Annotated in this window: 16 protein-coding genes and 1 riboswitch; of the genes, 11 read left to right on the top strand and 5 right to left on the bottom strand. The window is 63.1% G+C overall.

What is annotated here, in order from left to right; translation table 11 throughout:
- Positions 1 to 55 precede the first annotated feature (55 nt).
- Entirely contained in the window at positions 56 to 1,384 is a 1,329-nt protein-coding gene (locus tag D3242_RS07270; protein WP_064984256.1) for a DNA polymerase IV, read from the top strand.
- Positions 1,385 to 1,422: 38 nt separating this feature from the next.
- Here D3242_RS07270 and D3242_RS07265 read toward each other — a convergent pair whose 3' ends face one another.
- Positions 1,423 to 1,929: a hypothetical protein gene (locus D3242_RS07265; protein WP_019858407.1), complete on the bottom strand. Its 507-nt coding sequence runs from the start codon at positions 1,927 to 1,929 to the stop codon at positions 1,423 to 1,425.
- A 194-nt stretch (positions 1,930 to 2,123) separates the two neighbouring features.
- Between D3242_RS07265 and D3242_RS07260 the strand changes: the two genes are divergently transcribed.
- Positions 2,124 to 3,005, top strand: a complete 882-nt coding sequence (locus D3242_RS07260; protein WP_064984357.1) for a DMT family transporter — start codon at positions 2,124 to 2,126, stop codon at positions 3,003 to 3,005.
- Between the two features lie 11 nt (positions 3,006 to 3,016).
- On the opposite strand, the gene D3242_RS07255 is transcribed toward D3242_RS07260, so the two are convergent.
- From D3242_RS07255 to D3242_RS07245, 3 genes are all read right to left on the bottom strand, one after another.
- Complete coding sequence (locus tag D3242_RS07255) at positions 3,017 to 3,820, bottom strand: potassium channel family protein (protein ID WP_064984253.1); 804 nt, start codon at positions 3,818 to 3,820, stop codon at positions 3,017 to 3,019.
- Positions 3,821 to 3,872: 52 nt separating this feature from the next.
- On the bottom strand, positions 3,873 to 7,400 hold the full coding sequence (gene dnaE / locus D3242_RS07250; RefSeq protein ID WP_064984250.1) for a DNA polymerase III subunit alpha: 3,528 nt from the start codon (positions 7,398 to 7,400) through the stop codon (positions 3,873 to 3,875).
- A gap of 248 nt (positions 7,401 to 7,648) precedes the next feature.
- Positions 7,649 to 9,661: an acetyl-CoA carboxylase biotin carboxylase subunit gene (locus tag D3242_RS07245; protein WP_064984248.1), complete on the bottom strand. Its 2,013-nt coding sequence runs from the start codon at positions 9,659 to 9,661 to the stop codon at positions 7,649 to 7,651.
- A gap of 200 nt (positions 9,662 to 9,861) precedes the next feature.
- Here D3242_RS07245 and D3242_RS07240 point away from each other — a divergent pair, with 200 nt between their 5' ends.
- The 7 genes from D3242_RS07240 to D3242_RS07210 all read left to right on the top strand — a co-directional run bounded on the left by D3242_RS07240 (position 9,862) and on the right by D3242_RS07210 (position 15,092).
- Positions 9,862 to 10,989, top strand: a complete 1,128-nt coding sequence (locus D3242_RS07240) for an S-(hydroxymethyl)glutathione dehydrogenase/class III alcohol dehydrogenase (protein WP_019858413.1) — start codon at positions 9,862 to 9,864, stop codon at positions 10,987 to 10,989.
- Between the two features lie 67 nt (positions 10,990 to 11,056).
- On the top strand, positions 11,057 to 11,626 hold the full coding sequence (gene gfa / locus D3242_RS07235) for an S-(hydroxymethyl)glutathione synthase (protein ID WP_027046885.1): 570 nt from the start codon (positions 11,057 to 11,059) through the stop codon (positions 11,624 to 11,626).
- A 63-nt stretch (positions 11,627 to 11,689) separates the two neighbouring features.
- Complete coding sequence (locus D3242_RS07230) at positions 11,690 to 12,157, top strand: YaiI/YqxD family protein (RefSeq protein ID WP_019858415.1); 468 nt, start codon at positions 11,690 to 11,692, stop codon at positions 12,155 to 12,157.
- Positions 12,158 to 12,187: 30 nt separating this feature from the next.
- Positions 12,188 to 12,865, top strand: coding sequence for a DUF1345 domain-containing protein (locus tag D3242_RS07225; RefSeq protein WP_064984246.1), 678 nt, complete (start codon positions 12,188 to 12,190; stop codon positions 12,863 to 12,865).
- Positions 12,866 to 12,962: 97 nt separating this feature from the next.
- Positions 12,963 to 13,844, top strand: a complete 882-nt coding sequence (locus tag D3242_RS07220) for a cytochrome b/b6 domain-containing protein (RefSeq protein ID WP_064984244.1) — start codon at positions 12,963 to 12,965, stop codon at positions 13,842 to 13,844.
- Between the two features lies 1 nt (position 13,845).
- Positions 13,846 to 14,655, top strand: a complete 810-nt coding sequence (locus tag D3242_RS07215) for a molybdopterin-binding protein (RefSeq protein ID WP_064984242.1) — start codon at positions 13,846 to 13,848, stop codon at positions 14,653 to 14,655.
- Complete coding sequence (locus D3242_RS07210) at positions 14,655 to 15,092, top strand: GNAT family N-acetyltransferase (protein WP_064984241.1); 438 nt, start codon at positions 14,655 to 14,657, stop codon at positions 15,090 to 15,092. The genes D3242_RS07215 and D3242_RS07210 overlap by 1 nt, the downstream gene beginning before the upstream one ends.
- On the opposite strand, the gene D3242_RS07205 is transcribed toward D3242_RS07210, so the two are convergent.
- A complete protein-coding gene (locus D3242_RS07205; RefSeq protein WP_064984239.1) occupies positions 15,089 to 16,090 on the bottom strand; it encodes a hypothetical protein in 1,002 nt (333 codons plus the stop codon). The two genes, D3242_RS07210 and D3242_RS07205, sit on opposite strands and share 4 nt — an antisense overlap.
- Before the next feature lie 277 nt (positions 16,091 to 16,367).
- A riboswitch (glycine riboswitch) is annotated at positions 16,368 to 16,454 on the top strand.
- Positions 16,455 to 16,603: 149 nt separating this feature from the next.
- Here D3242_RS07205 and gcvT point away from each other — a divergent pair.
- Both gcvT and gcvH read left to right on the top strand, forming a co-directional pair.
- Positions 16,604 to 17,704 carry a glycine cleavage system aminomethyltransferase GcvT gene (gene gcvT / locus D3242_RS07200; RefSeq protein WP_038647063.1) on the top strand — a complete coding sequence of 367 codons (1,101 nt, stop codon included), beginning with the start codon at positions 16,604 to 16,606 and terminating at the stop codon, positions 17,702 to 17,704.
- A gap of 5 nt (positions 17,705 to 17,709) precedes the next feature.
- Entirely contained in the window at positions 17,710 to 18,078 is a 369-nt protein-coding gene (gene gcvH / locus D3242_RS07195; protein WP_027046888.1) for a glycine cleavage system protein GcvH, read from the top strand.
- Positions 18,079 to 18,084: the final 6 nt, after the last annotated feature.

The raw sequence follows: 18,084 nt of genomic DNA, 5'->3' as shown, positions 1-18,084 counted from the left end.
CAGGCCAAGCTTGTCGCTGACCCTGCACTGTCGTACCATTGCCTCTGTTCTCTTTATGTTCGCAGTGATGGCGGCCCCTGTCAACAATCCCGATTACGGTTTTTGCCGTGACTGCCTGACGTTTCAGCGCGGTGAAACGCGCCGCTGCGAGCGCTGCGGCAGCCCTCGCCTTGCCCGTCATCCCGAGCTTTACCGGCTGCATCTCGCACATATCGATTGCGACGCCTTCTATGCGGCGATCGAAAAGCGCGACAACCCGCCGCTCAAGGACAAGCCGCTGATCATTGGCGGCGGCAAGCGCGGGGTCGTCTCCACCGCTTGCTACATCGCCCGCATCCGGGGCGTGCGCTCCGCCATGCCGATGTTCAAGGCGCTCGAGGCCTGCCCCGAGGCGGTCGTGATCCCGCCCAACATGGAAAAATATGTACGTGTCGGCCGCGAGGTGCGCGCCATGATGCAGGCGCTGACGCCGCTGGTCGAGCCGCTTTCGATCGACGAGGCGTTTCTCGACCTCGCCGGCACCGAACGGCTGCACGGCCTGCCGCCGGCCGTGGTGCTGGCGCGCTTCGCACTGGCCGTCGAGAAGGAGATCGGCATCACCGTTTCCGCGGGCCTATCCTATTGCAAGTTCCTCGCCAAGATAGCGTCGGACTTCCGCAAGCCGCGCGGCTTTTCGGTCATTGGCGAGGCCGAGGCAGTCGGCTTCCTGGCGACGCAGCCGGTGACCATGATCTGGGGCGTCGGCAAGGCGTTCAACGCCACGCTGGAACGCGACGGCATCCGCACCATCGGCCAGCTTCAGACGATGGAGCGTGGCGACCTGATGCGCCGCTACGGCGTGATGGGCGACCGGCTTTACCGGCTTTCGCGTGGCGAGGACGTTCGCCGCGTCGACCCCGACCAGGACGCCAAGAGCGTATCGGCCGAAACCACCTTCGACACCGACATCGCGTCGCTGGACGAACTGATCTCGGTGCTGAGAGGGCTTTCGGAAAAGGTCTCGGCGCGGTTGAAAAAGTCAGGCATTGCCGGACGCACCGTGGTGCTGAAGCTGAAGACGCAGGATTTCAAGCTGCGCACGCGCAACCGCCAGCTCGGCGACCCGACCCGGCTCGCCGACCGTATCTTTCAGACCGGGGTGGAGCTTCTTCGCAAGGAAACGGACGGAACGAAATTTCGATTGCTCGGCATCGGCGTCAGCGACCTCTCCGACGACGACAAGGCCGACCCACCGGATCTGGTCGACGTCCAGTCGCGCAAGCGCGCCATGGCCGAGGGCGCCATCGATGCGCTGCGCGACAAGTTCGGCCGCAAGGCGGTGGAAACCGGCTATACGTTCGGCAAAGGACGCGATGCCCATCCGCCGGAGCCGCTTGAAGACTGAGCCTGGATACCGGATGTGTTGCGATTCAGGTCAGACCGTCAGGTGCGCGTCAGATCGATCCTGCTCGTCACCACGTTCTTGCCGGTTGTCGGATCGGTGTCGGTGACCGTCAGCCGGATGCCATTCTCGCCTCGCTTCTCGACCGTCATCCGCGCCTTGCGATCGCCATTGACCTCCTGGGCCCAGCGGATGCCAAGATTGATCGCGTTGCCCGAACGGCTGCCGTTCAGCTGTGCCGGCCCGGTGCGCGACCCAACATAGACGCCGCTGTATTTCGCGCCGGTGACGTTCAACTTGGCGCTGATGGCACGTGTCACCAAGACGAGACCGCGGCAACTGCCATCCAGCGAGAGCGAGGTTGAGGTCGCGTTCGACTTGAAGCTGCAGGAAACGCTGACGTTCGGCACATCCGTGGTGACCTGTACAGTGCCCTTGCCGGCAAAATTACCCTTGAACGACTGGAGAAACTTGGTCTCATCGGCGTGTGCCGTGCCTGCCGCGACCAGAAGACAGCCAGCAAGCGCAAATTGCGCGAATGGTCTCATCGAAACTCTCCTGTCGATGCTGAAAGGCAAGATACCCTGCGAAGCTCGGCTGAATATCGGGACTCAACGCCCACTGGCCTATCGGGTTCCGCTCGCAACATGCCCGTTTTGCAACATCACGCCGCTGCAACTGGCCCAGAAGAATGGAGCGGCTAGCGGTTGCGGCAAAAGCCCCGGCCTGCGAGATAGCTGCCATGGCACCCACCCCCTCGATCCCCAAGGCCGCGTTCTGGATGGCGCTGTCGATCAGCTCTTTCCTGGCTATGTCGGTCGCCGGCCGCGCCACCACGGCCGAACTCAACGTCTTCCAGGTGCTGGAACTGCGCTCGGTGATCGGCTTCTTCATCCTCTTGCCGCTGGTGCTGGCGAGCGGCGGCTTCGCGGCAATGCGCACGCAGCGTCCCCTCGCCCATATCGCGCGCAACGTCGTCCACTATACCGGCCAGGCGGCATGGCTCTACGCCTTGACCCTGATCCCGCTGGCGGTGCTGATCTCGATCGAATTCACCACGCCGATCTGGACGGCGATCCTGGCGGTGACGTTTCTCGGCGAAAGGCTGAGCCGGCCGAAACTGGCGGCGGTCGTGCTCGGCCTGATCGGCGTGGTGGTCATCGTCCGTCCAGGCGTCAACGCGGTTGATCCCGGACATCTGGTCGTGCTGGGCGCCGCGGTCTGTTTCGGCATATCGCTGGTCCTGGTCAAATCGCTGACGCGCACCGACAGCGTCGTGCGCATCATCTTCTGGATGCTGATCATCCAGTCGGCGCTCGGCCTCATCCCCGCCGTCTACGTGTGGCGCACGCCATCGCTTGAACTGTGGCCCTGGATCCTGCTGATAGCCTTCACCGGCATGTCGTCACATTTCTGCATGGCCCGCGCGCTCACCTATGCCGACGCCACCGTCATTTCGCCAATGGATTTTCTGCGGGTGCCCTTGTCGGCGCTGGTCGGCTGGCTGCTTTACAAGGAGCAGATCGACGCCTTCACCGCCGGTGGCGCTCTCCTGATCCTGATGGGCAATCTGCTCAACCTGCAGCGCAAACCGGTGCAGCCGGCTGAAGTGGCGGCATCGTAGCAGTCAGCCAGTCAGTCGCCTTCGTTCGGTATGTTGAGGACGTGCGCGCAGGCCTTGCAGTGCACGGCATCCGGCTCATGCCGCTGCAGCCCGCATTGCGGACAGGGAAAGAACACCTTGGCCGGCCGGAAGATCGCCTGCGCCAGCCTGACAAACAGCGATATGCCGATGATCATGGTGACGATCGCCGTCAGCTTGCCGGCCATTCCCGGCAGCACGATGTCGCCGAAGCCGGTCGTCGTCACCGTGGCGACGGTGAAATAAAGCGCATCGATGTAGTTTTCCAGCCCGGCGCCGTTTCGGAAGAAGAAGGTGTAGACGAAGCCGGTGATGACGAACAGAAACGTCAAGAGGTTGATGACCGCATTGCTTGCCTCGCGCCAGGGCCTCAGCCCACGCATCTCGAAATGCCGCCAGATCGAACCGCTGCGCGACAGCGACCACAGCCGCAGGATGCGCAGGAAACCGAGATTGGCGAGCGCCGTCGGCATCAGCAGCGTCAACAGGATGAAGACATCCACCCAGGAGGTCGGCTGCTTCATCAGGCGCAGCATGTCGTTGGAAGCCAGCAGCCTGGCAATCAGATCGGCGCCGACCAGCGCCGCCACCGCATAATCCAGCCACAGGAACGAGGCCGAATGCTGGATGACGGGTGTCGCGATGAAGAAGGCGATGATGGCGAGATCGATGACGATTGCCGCAACCTGAAAGCGGAAGGCGGCCGGCGTGCGCCCATGATAGAGCCTGCGCAGCATGTCGCGCAGCCGCGCCATCGCGGAACGATCCTGTGATGCTCGCCTGTCAGCGGCCTTCATGACGATCGCGATGACATGGGCGGCATGCGCCGATGCCTGCCAAGCGCGGCGATCACACCAGTTCCACTTCGACCACGCCGGGCACGGCGCGCATCGCCGAGGCGATCTGCGGCGAGACGCGGTAGCCGCCCTGCAAAGCGATCTCGACCTCGCCCTGGGCCTCTTCCTTGATTACGATGATGCTCACCTGGCTTTCACCGCGCTGGGTGAGCTGGGACTGGATTATCGAGGCGGGTCCATCGTTCCTGACGAATATGCGCAGCGCCTTCTGGATACGGCTTGCCTCCTCCTCCAGCGATTGCACGGAGTTGATGCGCAAATTGACGCCCTCGGGCCGGTCCTCGGCCGCGACGGTGATCACGACGGAGCGGCCGGCTTCCAGCAAGTCACGGTACTGCGCCAACGCTTCGGAAAACAGCACGGCCTCGTACTGGCCGGAAGTATCGGAAAAGGCCACAACGCCCATCTTGTTGCCGGTGCGCGTCTTGCGCTCCTGTTTGCTGGTCACCGTGCCTGCCAGGCGGCCGGCAGAAGCGCCGCGCTTGACGGCGGCCGAGAACTCCGCCCAGTTCTGCACCCGCATCTTCTGCAAGGCCGCCTTGTATTCGTCGAGCGGATGGGCCGAGAGATAGAAACCGACGACCTGGAATTCGCGGTGCAGCCGGTCGGCGGCGAGCCATGGGTCCGTCGCCGGCAGGTTCAACGCCTGCGACTGAGCGCCGAGTGAGGCGCCGAAAATATCGGCCTGGCCGGAAACGGCGTTCTGCTGGGCAAGTGACGCCAATCCCATCATCCGTTCGACGCCAGCCATCATCTGGGCGCGGTCATGGCCGAAGCAGTCGAGCGCGCCGGCCATGATCAGGCTTTCGAAGACGCGCTTGCCGACGATCTTGGGATCGACCCGCTCGCAGAAATCCGCGAGATTCTTGAACGGTTTTTCGCCCCGCACGGCAACGATGTGCTCGACCGCCGCGTCGCCGACGCCCTTGAGTGCGGCCATCGAATAATAGATGCGGTTCTCGCCGACCTCGAAAGGCCGAAAACTCGTCATCACCGACGGCGCCAGAACCTCGATGCCGAGGCGCAGCGCGTCCTGGCGGAAGTCGGCGAGCTTGTCAGTATTGCCCATATCGAGCGTCATCGACGCGGCCAGGAACTCGACCGGATAATGCGCCTTGAGATAGGCGGTCTGGTACGAGACCACGGCGTAGGCGGCTGCGTGCGACTTGTTGAAACCGTAGTCGGCGAACTTGGCCAGCAGGTCGAAAATAAAGTCGGCTTGCGGCTTGCTGACACCGCGCTCGACCGCACCCGAGACAAAGCGCTCGCGCTGCTTGTCCATCTCGGCGCGGATCTTCTTGCCCATGGCGCGGCGCAGAAGGTCGGCCTCGCCGAGCGAATAGCCGGACAGCTCCTGCGCAATCTGCATCACCTGTTCCTGGTAGACGATGACGCCTTGCGTCTCCTTCACCAGATGGTCGATCTTGGGATGGATCGAGGCCATCTCCTCCTCGCCATGCTTTCTGGCATTGTAGGTCGGGATGTTCTCCATCGGGCCTGGCCGGTAGAGGGCGACGAGCGCGATGATGTCCTCGATGCAGTCGGGCCGCATGCCTATCAGCGCCTTGCGCATGCCGGCACTTTCCACCTGGAACACGCCGACCACCTCGCCGCGCGACAGCATGGCGTAGGTCTCGGGGTCGTCGAGCGGGATCGTCGCCAGGTCGATGTCGATACCGCGCCGGCGGATCAGCTTGACCGCCGTCTCCAGCACGGTCAGCGTCTTCAGGCCGAGGAAGTCGAACTTCACCAGCCCGGCCTGCTCGACATATTTCATGTTGAACTGGGTGACCGGCATGTCCGAGCGCGGATCGCGGTACATCGGCACCAGTTCCGACAAAGGCCGGTCGCCGATGACGATGCCGGCGGCGTGCGTAGAAGCGTGGCGGTAAAGACCTTCCAGCTTCTGAGCCATGTCGAGCAGCGTCTGGACGATCGGCTCCTTCTCGGCCTCTTCGGCAAAGCGCGGCTCATTGGCAATGGCGTCCGCCAGCTTGACCGGATTGGCAGGGTTCTGCGGCACCATTTTGGACAGCTTGTCGACCTGGCCATAGGGCATCTGCAGCACGCGGCCGACATCGCGCAGCACGGCGCGGGCCTGCAGTGTACCGAAGGTGATGATCTGGCCGACCTGGTCGCGGCCGTATTTCTGCTGGACGTAGCGGATCACCTCTTCGCGGCGATCCTGGCAGAAGTCGATGTCGAAGTCGGGCATCGACACGCGGTCGGGATTGAGGAAGCGCTCGAACAGCAGCGAGAAGCGCAGCGGATCGATGTCGGTGATGGTCGTCGAATAGGCGACCAGCGACCCGGCGCCCGAACCACGGCCCGGTCCAACCGGAATGCCTTGCGCCTTGGCCCATTTGATGAAGTCGGCAACGATCAGGAAGTAGCCGGGGAATTTCATCTTCTCGATGATGCCGAGCTCGAATTCCAGCCGTTCGCGATACTGCTCGACCGTGTAGCCCGGAGTCGGTCCGTGCAGGGCGAGCCGTGCGTCGAGCCCCTCACGCGCCTGGCGGGCGAGCTCCGCGGCCTCGGCCTTTTCGGCCGCATCCTTGTCGGAGGCATCGCCGCCAGTGAAGCGTGGCAGGATCGGGCTGCGGGTTTTCGGATAATAGGAACAGCGCTGGGCGATCTCGACCGTATTGTCGATCGCTTCCGGCAGGTCGGCGAACAGCTTTGCCATGTCGGCCTGGCTGCGCAGGAAATTGTCCGGCGACAACCGGCGGCGGGTATCGACAGCGACAACGGAGCCCTCGGCGATGGCGATCAGCGCGTCATGCGCCTCATAATCGTCGCGTGAAGAGAAAAACGCCTCGTTGGTGGCGACAAGCGGAAGTTCGTGCGCATAGGCGAGATCGATCGTCTGATGTTCGATGACCCGGTCATAGCCCGCGACCCGGTCCAATTCGACATAGAGCCGGTCGCCGAACATCGCCTTGAGCGTCAAAAGCCGAACCTCGGCCAGATCGCGGCGATCCTCCTTCAAGGCATTGCCGATCGGGCCGCGTGGCCCGCCGCTGAGGCAGATCAGCCCATCGGCCTTTCCCTCCAGCATCTCGGTCGTCAGATGCACCGCCTCGCCGGGCGGTGTTTCCAGATAGACGCGGCTGACCAGCCTGACCAGGTTGGAATAACCGGCTTCGGTCGCGGCGAGCAGAACGACCGGCCGCATTTCCGGGCCTTGCCGCCGGCGATCCCGCTGGCCGTCGCTGTTTTCGCCGGAAAAGGCGAGCGCGATCTGGCAGCCGATGATCGGTTGGATGCCCTCCTTCACCGCCTTCTGCGCGAATTCGAGCGCGCCGAACAGATTGTTGGTGTCGGTGACGGCGATCGCCGGCGCCTCGTCCTTCACGGCATGGCCGACGATCTTGCCGAGTTGGAGCGCGCCCTCGAGCAGCGAATAGGCCGAATGCACGCGCAGATGCACGAACGGCCGCGCCGGCACCTCCGGCCGCGCCGCCGCTATCGCGGCTTCGCGCTTCAGGGGGTCGCGTGGGAGTTTGTCATCCGCCATGATTTCTCGCGCTGTCGAAGGCCTTGAGTCGATGGAGATATATTGTCCGGGACAGGGCGATACCAGTCCAGCACAAACGACCGCCAATCACAGGCTTGCCGAATGCACGGCGCCTCACCTCAGAGATTGTTTCGACGTTCGCTCCGGCGAGTCATATGATGGTGGTTTCGAGAACCGGAGCGCAAGTAGAACGGGAAGCGCAGAAAACGCCTTCAGATGGCGGCCGAAGTAGAATTTCCAAACAATCTCTAGGCGAATTCCATGATCACCGCGTCCACAGCCAGGCTGTCGCCGGGCTTGGCGTTGAGTTTCGATACGACGAGGTCGCGTTCGGCGCGCAGCACGTTTTCCATCTTCATCGCCTCGACGACGGCCAAGGTCTCGCCGGCCTTGACCTCCTGGCCCTCGGTGACAGCGATCGACACGACGAGGCCGGGCATCGGGCAAAGCAGCAGTTTCGACGTGTCCGGCGCCACCTTCTCCGGCATCAGCCGTTCCAGCTCGGCGATGCGCGGCAGCATGGCGCGCGCGGTCACCGACATGCCTTTCCAGGCGATGCGAAGACCGTTGGCGACAGGCCGGATCTGGGCGACAACGGAGCGCTTGCCGACCGTGCCGCGCCAGATCAGGTCGCCCGGCCGCCAGTCGGATGAAACGGTCAGCGCCTTGCCGCCGTCGATCGACAGGTCGATCTCCATCGGAATGGATATCATGCCTTCGAGGATGGACGCCTGGAGGTAGTCGTCGCCGAGCTTCACCACCCAATCGCGCTTGAGCGCACCCGAATGCGGCGCCAACCGCCCGCCCAGCCGGTCGAGCCGGTCGCGGCGCAGCAATTCCACCGCGGTCACGATCGAGGTGAGAACTGCTTTTTCTTCGCTGTTCGGCACGACGGGCGCAAAACCGTCGGGATATTCCTCGGCTATGAAGCCGGTCGATATCGCCCCTTCCCGCCAGCGCGGATGCTGCATCAGCGCCGCCAGGAACGGAATGTTGTGCTCGATACCGTCGACCACAAAACTGTCGAGCGCTTCCGACATGGCATCGATCGCTTCGATGCGCGTCGGCGCCCAGGTGCACAATTTGGCGAGCATCGGGTCATAGAACATCGAAATCTCGGAGCCTTCGGTGACGCCGGTGTCGTTGCGGATGATCACATCGCCGAATTGCCCTTCCTCCGGCGGCCGGTAGCGCGTCAGCCGGCCGATCGACGGCAGGAAATTGCGATGCGGGTCCTCGGCATAGAGCCGGCTTTCCACCGCCCAGCCATTCAGCTTGATGTCGCTTTGCTTCAAGGCGAGCTTCTCACCGGCGGCGACGCGGATCATCTGCTCGACCAGATCTATGCCGGTGACGAGTTCGGTCACCGGATGCTCGACCTGCAATCGTGTATTCATTTCAAGGAAATAGAAGTTCTTGTCCTTGTCGACGATGAACTCGACCGTGCCGGCGCTCTGGTAGTCGACCGCCCTGGCCAGCGCCACCGACTGCTCGCCCATGGCCTTGCGCGTCTTGGCATCGAGGAAGGGCGACGGCGCCTCTTCCGCCACCTTCTGGTTGCGGCGCTGGATCGAGCATTCACGCTCGCCGAGATAGAGCGCATTGCCATGCGCATCGGCCAGCACCTGGATCTCGATATGGCGCGGATCGACGACGAATTTCTCAATGAACACGCGGTCGTCGCCGAACGAGCTCTTGGCTTCCGAGCGCGCCCGGTCGAAACCGTCGCGCACTTCCGACTGGTTCCAGGCAATGCGCATGCCCTTGCCGCCGCCGCCGGCGGAGGCCTTGATCATCACGGGATAGCCGATCTCGCCGGCGATCTGTTCGGCGTGGTCGGCATTCTCGATGACGCCAAGCCAGCCGGGCACGGTCGAAACCTTGGCGGCGTTGGCGAATTTCTTCGATTCGATCTTGTCGCCCATGGCCTTGATCGCCTTGGGCTTCGGGCCGATGAAGACGATGCCTTCCTTCTCCAGCGTTTCGCAGAAGGCGGCGCGCTCGGACAGGAAGCCATAGCCGGGATGCACGGCCTGAGCCCCGGTTTCCTTGCAGGCGGCGATGATCTTTTCAGGGACAAGATAACTTTGCGCGGCGGGCGAAGGCCCGATATGCACCGCCTCGTCGGCCATCTCGACATGCACGGCATCGCGATCGGCATCGGAATAGACGGCGACCGTGGCAATCCCCATCTTGCGCGCCGTCTTGATGACGCGACAGGCGATCTCGCCACGGTTGGCGATCAGGATTTTCGTGAACATGCTGAGGTCATTCCCCTCCGGTCGGTCGTTCCTTTTATGACCTGTGCTTGCGGGGTCAAGCCGACCATGCAAATCACTGCCTTTCAATCGATTTGCGATTCCAATTCATCGCTGTGGCCCAGTCTCGGCACCAGCTTCTAGTTGATCGTGTCGAAAAAACCTGAAACCTTGGAAAAAAATTCGCATTTGGAGGACGCCCTATGAAAACCCGCGCCGCTGTCGCTGTCGCCGCCGGAAAGCCGCTGGAGATCATGGAGGTCGACCTCGACGGTCCGCGCGAAGGCGAGGTGCTGGTCGAGATCAAGGCGACCGGCATTTGCCACACCGACGAGTTCACGCTGTCGGGCGCCGATCCCGAAGGCCTGTTCCCAGCCATTCTCGGCCATGAGGGCGCTGGCGTGGTGGTCGATGTCGGCAAGGGCGTCACCTCGGTCAAGAAGGGCGACCACGTCATCCCGCTCTACACGCCGGAATGCCGACAGTGCCCGTCCTGCCTGTCGAGAAAGACCAATCTGTGCACGGCGATCCGCGCCACGCAGGGCCAGGGCTTGATGCCCGACGGCTCGTCGCGCTTCTCGATCGGCAAGGACAAGATCTTCCACTATATGGGCTGCTCGACCTTCTCCAACTTCACCGTGCTGCCCGAGATCGCGGTGGCCAAGGTCAATCCGGACGCTCCCTTCGACAAGATCTGCTACATCGGCTGCGGTGTCACCACCGGCATCGGCGCCGTCATCAACACCGCCAAGGTCGAGCAAGGCGCGACCGCCGTGGTCTTCGGCCTCGGCGGTATCGGCCTGAACGTCATTCAGGGCCTGAAGCTTGCCGGCGCCGACATGATCATCGGCGTCGATTTGAACAACGACAAGAAGGCATGGGGCGAGCGGTTCGGCATGACGCATTTCGTCAATCCGAAGGAGATCGACGGCGACATCGTGCCTTACCTCGTCAACATGACCAAGCGCGGCGCCGACCAGATCGGCGGCGCCGACTACACGTTCGACTGCACCGGCAACACCAAGGTGATGCGCCAGGCGCTGGAAGCCTCGCACCGCGGCTGGGGCAAGTCGGTCATCATCGGCGTCGCCGGCGCCGGCCAGGAAATCTCGACGCGGCCGTTCCAGCTGGTCACCGGCCGCACCTGGATGGGCACCGCCTTCGGCGGCGCGCGCGGCCGCACCGACGTGCCGCGCATCGTCGACTGGTACATGGACGGCAAGATCCAGATCGATCCGATGATCACCCATTTGCTGAAACTGGACGAGATCAACAAGGGGTTCGACCTCATGCACGAGGGCAAGTCGATCCGAAGCGTCGTCGTTTACTGAAGCAAGCCACACGCCGCCGACCGACCGGCCAGCGACCTCTGTGGTTCACAACTGGGAGGAGAAAAGAATGGCGGAGAAACTGCATCCGAAAATCGACAATGGCCTGCCAAAGGAGAGCGCGAGCTTTGCCGGCGGCACGCTGGTCTGCGCCTGCACCAGCAAGCCGGTCAAGGTGAAGGTCAAGGGGCAGATCGCCCACAACCATGCCTGCGGCTGCACCAAATGCTGGAAGCCGGAAGGCGCGGTATTCTCGGTGGTTGCCGTGGCCGGCACGGGCGACGTCACCGTCAGCGAGAACGGCGACAAGCTGAAAGTGGTCGATTCCGCGGCGCTGATCCAGCGCCATGCCTGCACCGGCTGCGGTGTCCATATGCACGGCCCGGTCGAGCGCGACCATCCCTTCAAGGGCCTGACCTTCATCCATCCCGAGCGCTTCGTCGAGGATGGCTGGTCGCCGCCGGGGTTTGCAGCCTTCGTCTCGTCAATCATCGAATCCGGCGTCGATCCAAAACGGATGGACGGTATTCGCGCGCAGCTAAGGACAATCGGGCTCGAACCCTATGACTGTCTCAACCCTGGCCTGATGGACTATATGGCCACCTGGACCGCGAAGAAGTCCGGCGCCTTGCCGGCCTGAACACTGTAAGATTTCAGGCAGGGGCCGGACACGTTTCCGGCCCCTGTCCGTTTCGGAGGGATTATGCCCGCACCCGCCATCTACGTCGATGCCGACGCCTGCCCGGTCAAGGCCGAGGTGGAAAAGGTCGCCGAGCGCCTCGGCGTCGTCGTCACCTACGTCTCCAATGGCGGCTTGCGGCCATCGCGCGATCCAATGATCCGCAATGTCGTGGTCTCCAAGGGCGCCGACGCCGCCGACGACTGGATCGTCGAGAATGCCAAATCCAACGACATCGTGATCACGGCGGACATTCCGCTTGCCGCCCGCGCGGTGGCGCTCGGGGCGCATGTGCTTGGGCCAACCGGGCGGCCGTTCACGCCCGAAACCATCGGCATGGCGGTGGCCATGCGCGACCTCAAGCAGCATTTGCGCGAGACCGGTGAGAGCAAGGGCTACAATGCCTCCTTTGCGCCGCAGGACCGTTCGCGGTTTCTTGGTGAACTCGACCGCATCTTGCGGCGCGCGCTGAAATCCGCCACACCCGGCTAGAAACCGAGCGCGATCCAGGGTGGAGACGTCATGGCCATCGAAGCCCCGATCCAGAAACCTATGCAGCGCCATATGCTGTTCGCAATGTCGGCGTGTTTCGGCGCGTTTGCGCTGCTCGTGGCGTTGCTGCTGCACGCCCCGCTCGCCTATTCGATCGGCGCCAATGCCTTTTTCGCCGCCTACGTCATTCTCGTCGTCAGCCAGATGCCCAAATTCAGCGGTAAATATCTGAGCAAGAATGCGCGCGCCACCGACCAGCCGGTGCTGGTCATCTTCGCCGTGACGCTCGTCGTCGTTGTCGTCGCCGTTGTCTCGTTGTTCCTGCTTATCAACCAGAAGAACAGAGGCAATTCCGTCGAACTCGGTTTCGCGCTGCTGTCGATCCCGCTTGGCTGGTTCACCATCCATGCCATGGCCGCACTTCACTATGCGCATGTCTACTGGATGGACGGCGATGCGGTGGACGCTGAAACCAAGAAGAAAATCCCGGTCGGCGGATTGCTGTTCCCAGGCGACAAGCGCCCGGAAGGTTGGGATTTCCTCTATTTCTCGGCAGTCATCGGCATGACGGCGCAAACCGCCGACACCAACATCTCGACCACGCATATGCGCTGTGTCGTCCTCGTCCACTCGATCCTGTCGTTTTTCTTCAACACGGTCATCGTCGCCGCGGCCGTCAATCTCGCCGTCAGCCTGGGTGGCCCGTAATAAATCCGTGATCGGGTGAAACATCGGTTTGGATCGCGACGTATCAGGAGGACAATGAACGCGCAGGTCACGCCGCGAGGCCGGGAGACGAGACAAAATGGAATCCGTTGCCAGAAGCCAATCCGCCACCGGACCGGACGCTCCCGTGTCGAGCGACAGCACGCTGATCTACCGGCAGTCGCGGTGGACGCGGCTGACACACTGGATCTGGGCCATTTCGCTGTTCTTCATGCTGCTTTCCGGCCTGCAGATCTTCAACGCCCGGCCGCAGCTCTATATCGGCAAGCAATCCGGCTTCGGCTACAACAACACCATTTTCGAAATCGGCGCCGAAAACACGAGCGCCGGGCCGCGCGGCTTCACCGAGATCTTCGGGCACCGCTTCGACACGACGGGCGTGCTCGGCTGGTCGGGTCCGCCAGGCAACGAGACGGCGCGTGGCTTCCCGTCCTGGGCGACCATCCCGTCCTATTATGATCTCGGCACCGCCCGCGTCGTGCATTTCTTCTTCGCCTGGATCCTGACGACGACCTTGATCGTCTGGCTGGTCGCCAGCCTGGTCAACGGCCATATCAGGCGCGATCTCGCCCCGCGCCTCGACGACCTCAAGCGGCTGCCGCGGGACATAGTCGACCACGCGAAGCTGAAATTCCATCACACACGTGAATACAACACACTGCAGAAGATGGCCTATGGCGGTGTGCTGTTCGTGCTGTTGCCGCTGATGATCATCACCGGCCTTGCCCTGTCGCCCAGCATGAATTCGGTGCTGCCTTTCCTCAACGAAGTGCTCGGCGGCCGGCAGACGGCGCGCACCATTCATTTCACCGTCATGCTGCTGCTGGTCGGCTTCTTCATCATCCACATTCTGATGATCCTGGCCGCCGGCCCGATCAACGAATTGCGCTCGATCATCACCGGCTGGTACCGCACCGACCCTCCCGCGCATGACGACAAGACGAACGAGAGGAGTGCCTGACATGGCGAAGTTTGAGATCAGCCCCAATTTTCAGATCAGTCGAAGGAAGTTCCTGACCGCCGCCAGCCTTGGCGCCTCGGGTATCATGCTGTCGGGCTGCGACGCTTTCGACAGCCAGTTGAGCATCGGCAGCGGCCTGCGCAGTTTCCTCGAAAACGCCAATGGGCTGACATATCGCGCGCAACGCCTGCTTGCCGGCCGTGACGCGCTGGCACCGGAATTCACCGAGGCCGATATCCGCCAGCCGCAGCGGCCGAACGGCGTTACCGCCCCTGACGACGACACCTACAAGGGCCTGCTCGCCAACAATTTCGCCGACTGGCGGCTGGAAGTCTCGGGCCTCGTCGAAAAGCCGCTGTCGCTCAGCCGCGAGCAGCTTCAGAACATGCCAAGCCGCACGCAGATCACCCGCCACGACTGCGTCGAGGGCTGGAGCTGCATCGCCAAATGGACCGGCACGCCGTTGTCGCAGGTGCTCGACCAGGCGGTGGTCAAGCCGCAGGCGCGTTACGTCATGTTCCACTGCCTCGACACGATCGACCGCAGCCTGTCCGGCGACATCAAATATTACGGCACGATCGACCTGATCGACGCCCGCCATCCGCAGACGATCCTCGCCTACGGCCTGAACGGCAAACCGCTCCCGGTCGAAAACGGCGCCCCGTTGCGCGTCCGCGTCGAACGCCAACTCGGCTATAAGATGCCGAAATATCTCTACAAGATCGAGTTGGTCGACGGCTTCGCCAATGTCGGCGGCGGCCGCGGCGGCTATTGGGAAGACAATGGCTATGACTGGTATGGCGGGATTTGATGACCACCCGCATACAGGCCGAGCACGATCTTTCGCCGATCGAGTTGAGTTCGCTCGAGGAACGCCTCCACAACGACAACCGGCGCGCGACGGGCTGCGCCGATGACCGGGGACTGGCTTTCGTTATTCGTGACGGTGCAGGACATGCGATCGGCGTTGCCGCCGGCTACTCTTGGGCGAGCACGTCCGAGCTGACATTGATGTGGATTGACGCGGCCTATCGCGGTCGCGGCTATGCAAGGCAGTTGCTCAGCGCTTTTGTCGCTGAGGCAACGGCTCGAGGAGTCAGGAGAATTTGGGTCTCCAGCCACGACTTCCAGGCACCGGGCCTCTACGAGAAGGCTGGCTTCCGGCGCATCGCCGAACTCGCGGAATGGCCCGAAGGCCACTCCAACATCATCCTTTGTAAAACGACAGCAGCGGACGGTGCACTTTAGGCAACCTTCTCAAGCAGCGGCCTCAATGCCGGATGTATCTCCGGCGAGGCGTGCTTGATCAGGGTCAGCAGCGCGCGCTCGTTCTCGTACAGAGGCCTATCCCCGCCGATATGCTCGACCAGCCATTTGGCTTCGCCGGCATCGATCGTCTCGGCACGGCGGGCCAGGGCCTCGGCCGCCCTGTTCTTGGCCTCCCATTCGGCCTCGATGTCATCGGGGGACCGATAGGCCTCGATGATGCCAGCAAGGCTGCCGGAGACCATGCGGCTGAAGAACCCGCCGATTGCCGGCTCGGCATGTTCGAGGAAGCTCTCCTGGCGCAGCGCCACGTCGCGGGTCGGCGCCTCATAGCCGGCCGAACACATGACGAAATTGGCGATCGCCTTGACGAAAAGGTCGTTCCAGGACGGATCGTTCTTGGCCTGGGCGGTGTGCTCGTTGATCCTGAACAGCACCTCGGCCTCGCCGCGGGTGACGGCGATGTTGCCGTCGCCGCCATGGGCGTAGAGGATGCGGCGCAGCAGCTCGACTTCCGCCTTGGCGATCAGTCCGGGCACCAGCGCGCCGCCCAGCATCAGCGGCCCCTTGCCGTCGATGACGGCATGCGCGACCTGCTCCAGCGCATAGACGCAAAGCTTGCTCGGTGTGGATCTCGCCTTTTCCAGCACATGAACCAGCAATTCGAGTTCGGTGCGGCTGTCGACCATGCCGTCGCGCGAAATAGTGCGGACCAGCCAATCGGCATTGTCCTGCGAGATATAGCCGGACGGCTTCTCCTGGTGGACGATGTAGTCGGTCACCGCCTCGACGAAGAACGGGGCCCACGCCGCGCATTTGTCCTGGGCCGTCTGGTCGAGAGCGAACAGCGCCTCGGCCTCGCCTCGCGTCACCACGCCATCGGCGAACACGTCGCGGCGCAGCATCACCACATCCTCCGGGGCAATGCGATTCTTCGAGGTCAGCCCCGCCACCGGCGCGCTCATGATCAATTCGCCCATTGTCGTCCCCGTCCGCCCCAAAGCGTTACATCGGCCCGCTATATCAGGAGTGTCTTGAAAAACCGGCAAACGGCGTGGTTAGCGAAGACTTGCCGGCCAGTGCATGTCGCCCAAAAGTGCGCAGCGGTTTTGGGAAAACGACATGCATCAAACAAAGAGCTAAAGCGCATCACCTGAATCCGTTACATCGCGACGCACCTTTAGATGTCGCTGGGAGGTGACAAGGTGTCGCCGACGGGCTATGGATGGCGCGTCGAGGGCTCGGGATTCTGAGTCCTACCTGTTTGCGGGAGAGAGCAGCGAGAGCTGCCGCCGAAGGGGAAATCGCCCGAAATCTCTCAGGCAAAAGAACCGTAGACGGGAAAGACACTCTGGAAAGTCGGGGCTTGCCCCCGCGCCGAAGGTGTAAGCGCCGCTGACAGAGTTCCGGCTGCGCGAGTCTCTCAGGCTTCAGACAGAGGGGCACGGACTGGTCGCCATTCGCGGCCGATTGCGTGCGACTCTGGAGACGACATGACGGGCGACGATAGCAAACACCTTCCCCTCGAAGATATCCACACAGCCGCCGGTGCGCGCTTCGGCGCCTTCGCCGGCTGGTCGATGCCGCTGACCTATCCGGCCGGCGTCATGAAGGAGCACCTGCACACCCGCGAGCATGCCGGTCTCTTCGATATCTCGCATATGAAACTGTTCGAGGTCAGCGGGCCGCAAGCGGTTGCGCTGCTCGACCGCGCTTGCCCCTTGGATGCCGGCGCGCTCGAAATCTCGCAGTCGAAACTGTCCTTCTTCCTCAATGAGGCCGGCGGCATCCTCGACGACCTGATCGTCACCCGGCTCGGCGATACAAGGTTCATGGTGGTCGCCAATGCCGGCAACGCCGCCGCCGACGAGAAGCATCTGCGTGAACTGGCCGCGAATTTCGATGTGAAGGTCGAGCCGCTCGACCGCGTCTTCCTGGCCATCCAGGGACCCGAGGCCTGGGCAGTCCTGTCCCGTGCCGGCATCGAGACCGGCTCGCTGCTGTTCATGCACGGGGTCGAGCCGCGGAAAGACTGGTTCATGAGCCGGTCGGGTTACACCGGCGAGGACGGTTTCGAGATCGGCCTGCCGGAGGCGGACGCGCGTGATTTGGTCACGAAGCTGCTCGAGGATGAACGCGTTCTGTGGATCGGCCTTGCCGCGCGCGACAGCCTGCGGCTTGAGGCCGGCCTCTGCCTGCATGGCCAGGACATCACGCCGGAGACCGACCCGGCCGCCGCCGCGCTGATGTGGGCAATTCCCAAGGACATCAGAGCTTCCGGCGCCTTTATCGGCGCCGACGCCTTGCGCGCCGCCGTCGAACGCGGCCCGGCGCAAAAGCGCGTCGGCCTGAAGCCGGAAGGCCGCCAGCCGGTGCGCGCCGGTGCCGCCCTGTTCGATGCCGACGGCAATCACGCCGGCCATGTCACGTCAGGCGGCTTTGGCCCCTCGGCCGGCCATCCGGTCGCCATGGGCTATGTCGCCGCAGCGCTGGCAAAGCCCGGCACACGGTTGTTCGCCGACGTACGCGGCACGAAGATCCCCGTCGATATCAGCTCCCTGCCCTTCACCCCTCATCGCTACCGCAAAGGATGAACTCCATGGCAACGACCTATTTCACATCAGATCACGAATGGCTCCGCGTCGAAGGAGGTATCGCCACGGTCGGCATCACCGACTACGCGCAGGAGCAGCTCGGCGACCTCGTTTTCGTCGAACTGCCGGAGATCGGAAAGAAGCTGACCAAGGGCGACACCGCCGTCGTGGTCGAATCCGTCAAGGCGGCCTCCGACGTTTACGCGCCGGTTGACGGCGAGATCACCGAGGCCAACGGCACGCTGTCTTCCGACCCGTCGCTGGTCAACTCCGCGGCAACCGGCGCCGGCTGGCTGTGGAAGATGAAGCTTGCCGACGAAAGCCAGCTCGCCGGCCTCATGGACGAGGCCGCCTACAAAGCCCATATCGCCTGAAATCAG

Origin of the sequence: Mesorhizobium jarvisii, assembly GCF_003601985.1 — a bacterium.
Taxonomy (GTDB): domain Bacteria; phylum Pseudomonadota; class Alphaproteobacteria; order Rhizobiales; family Rhizobiaceae; genus Mesorhizobium; species Mesorhizobium jarvisii.
Note: the sequence above shows the minus strand (reverse complement) of the source record. Positions and strands in the feature narration are given on the sequence as shown.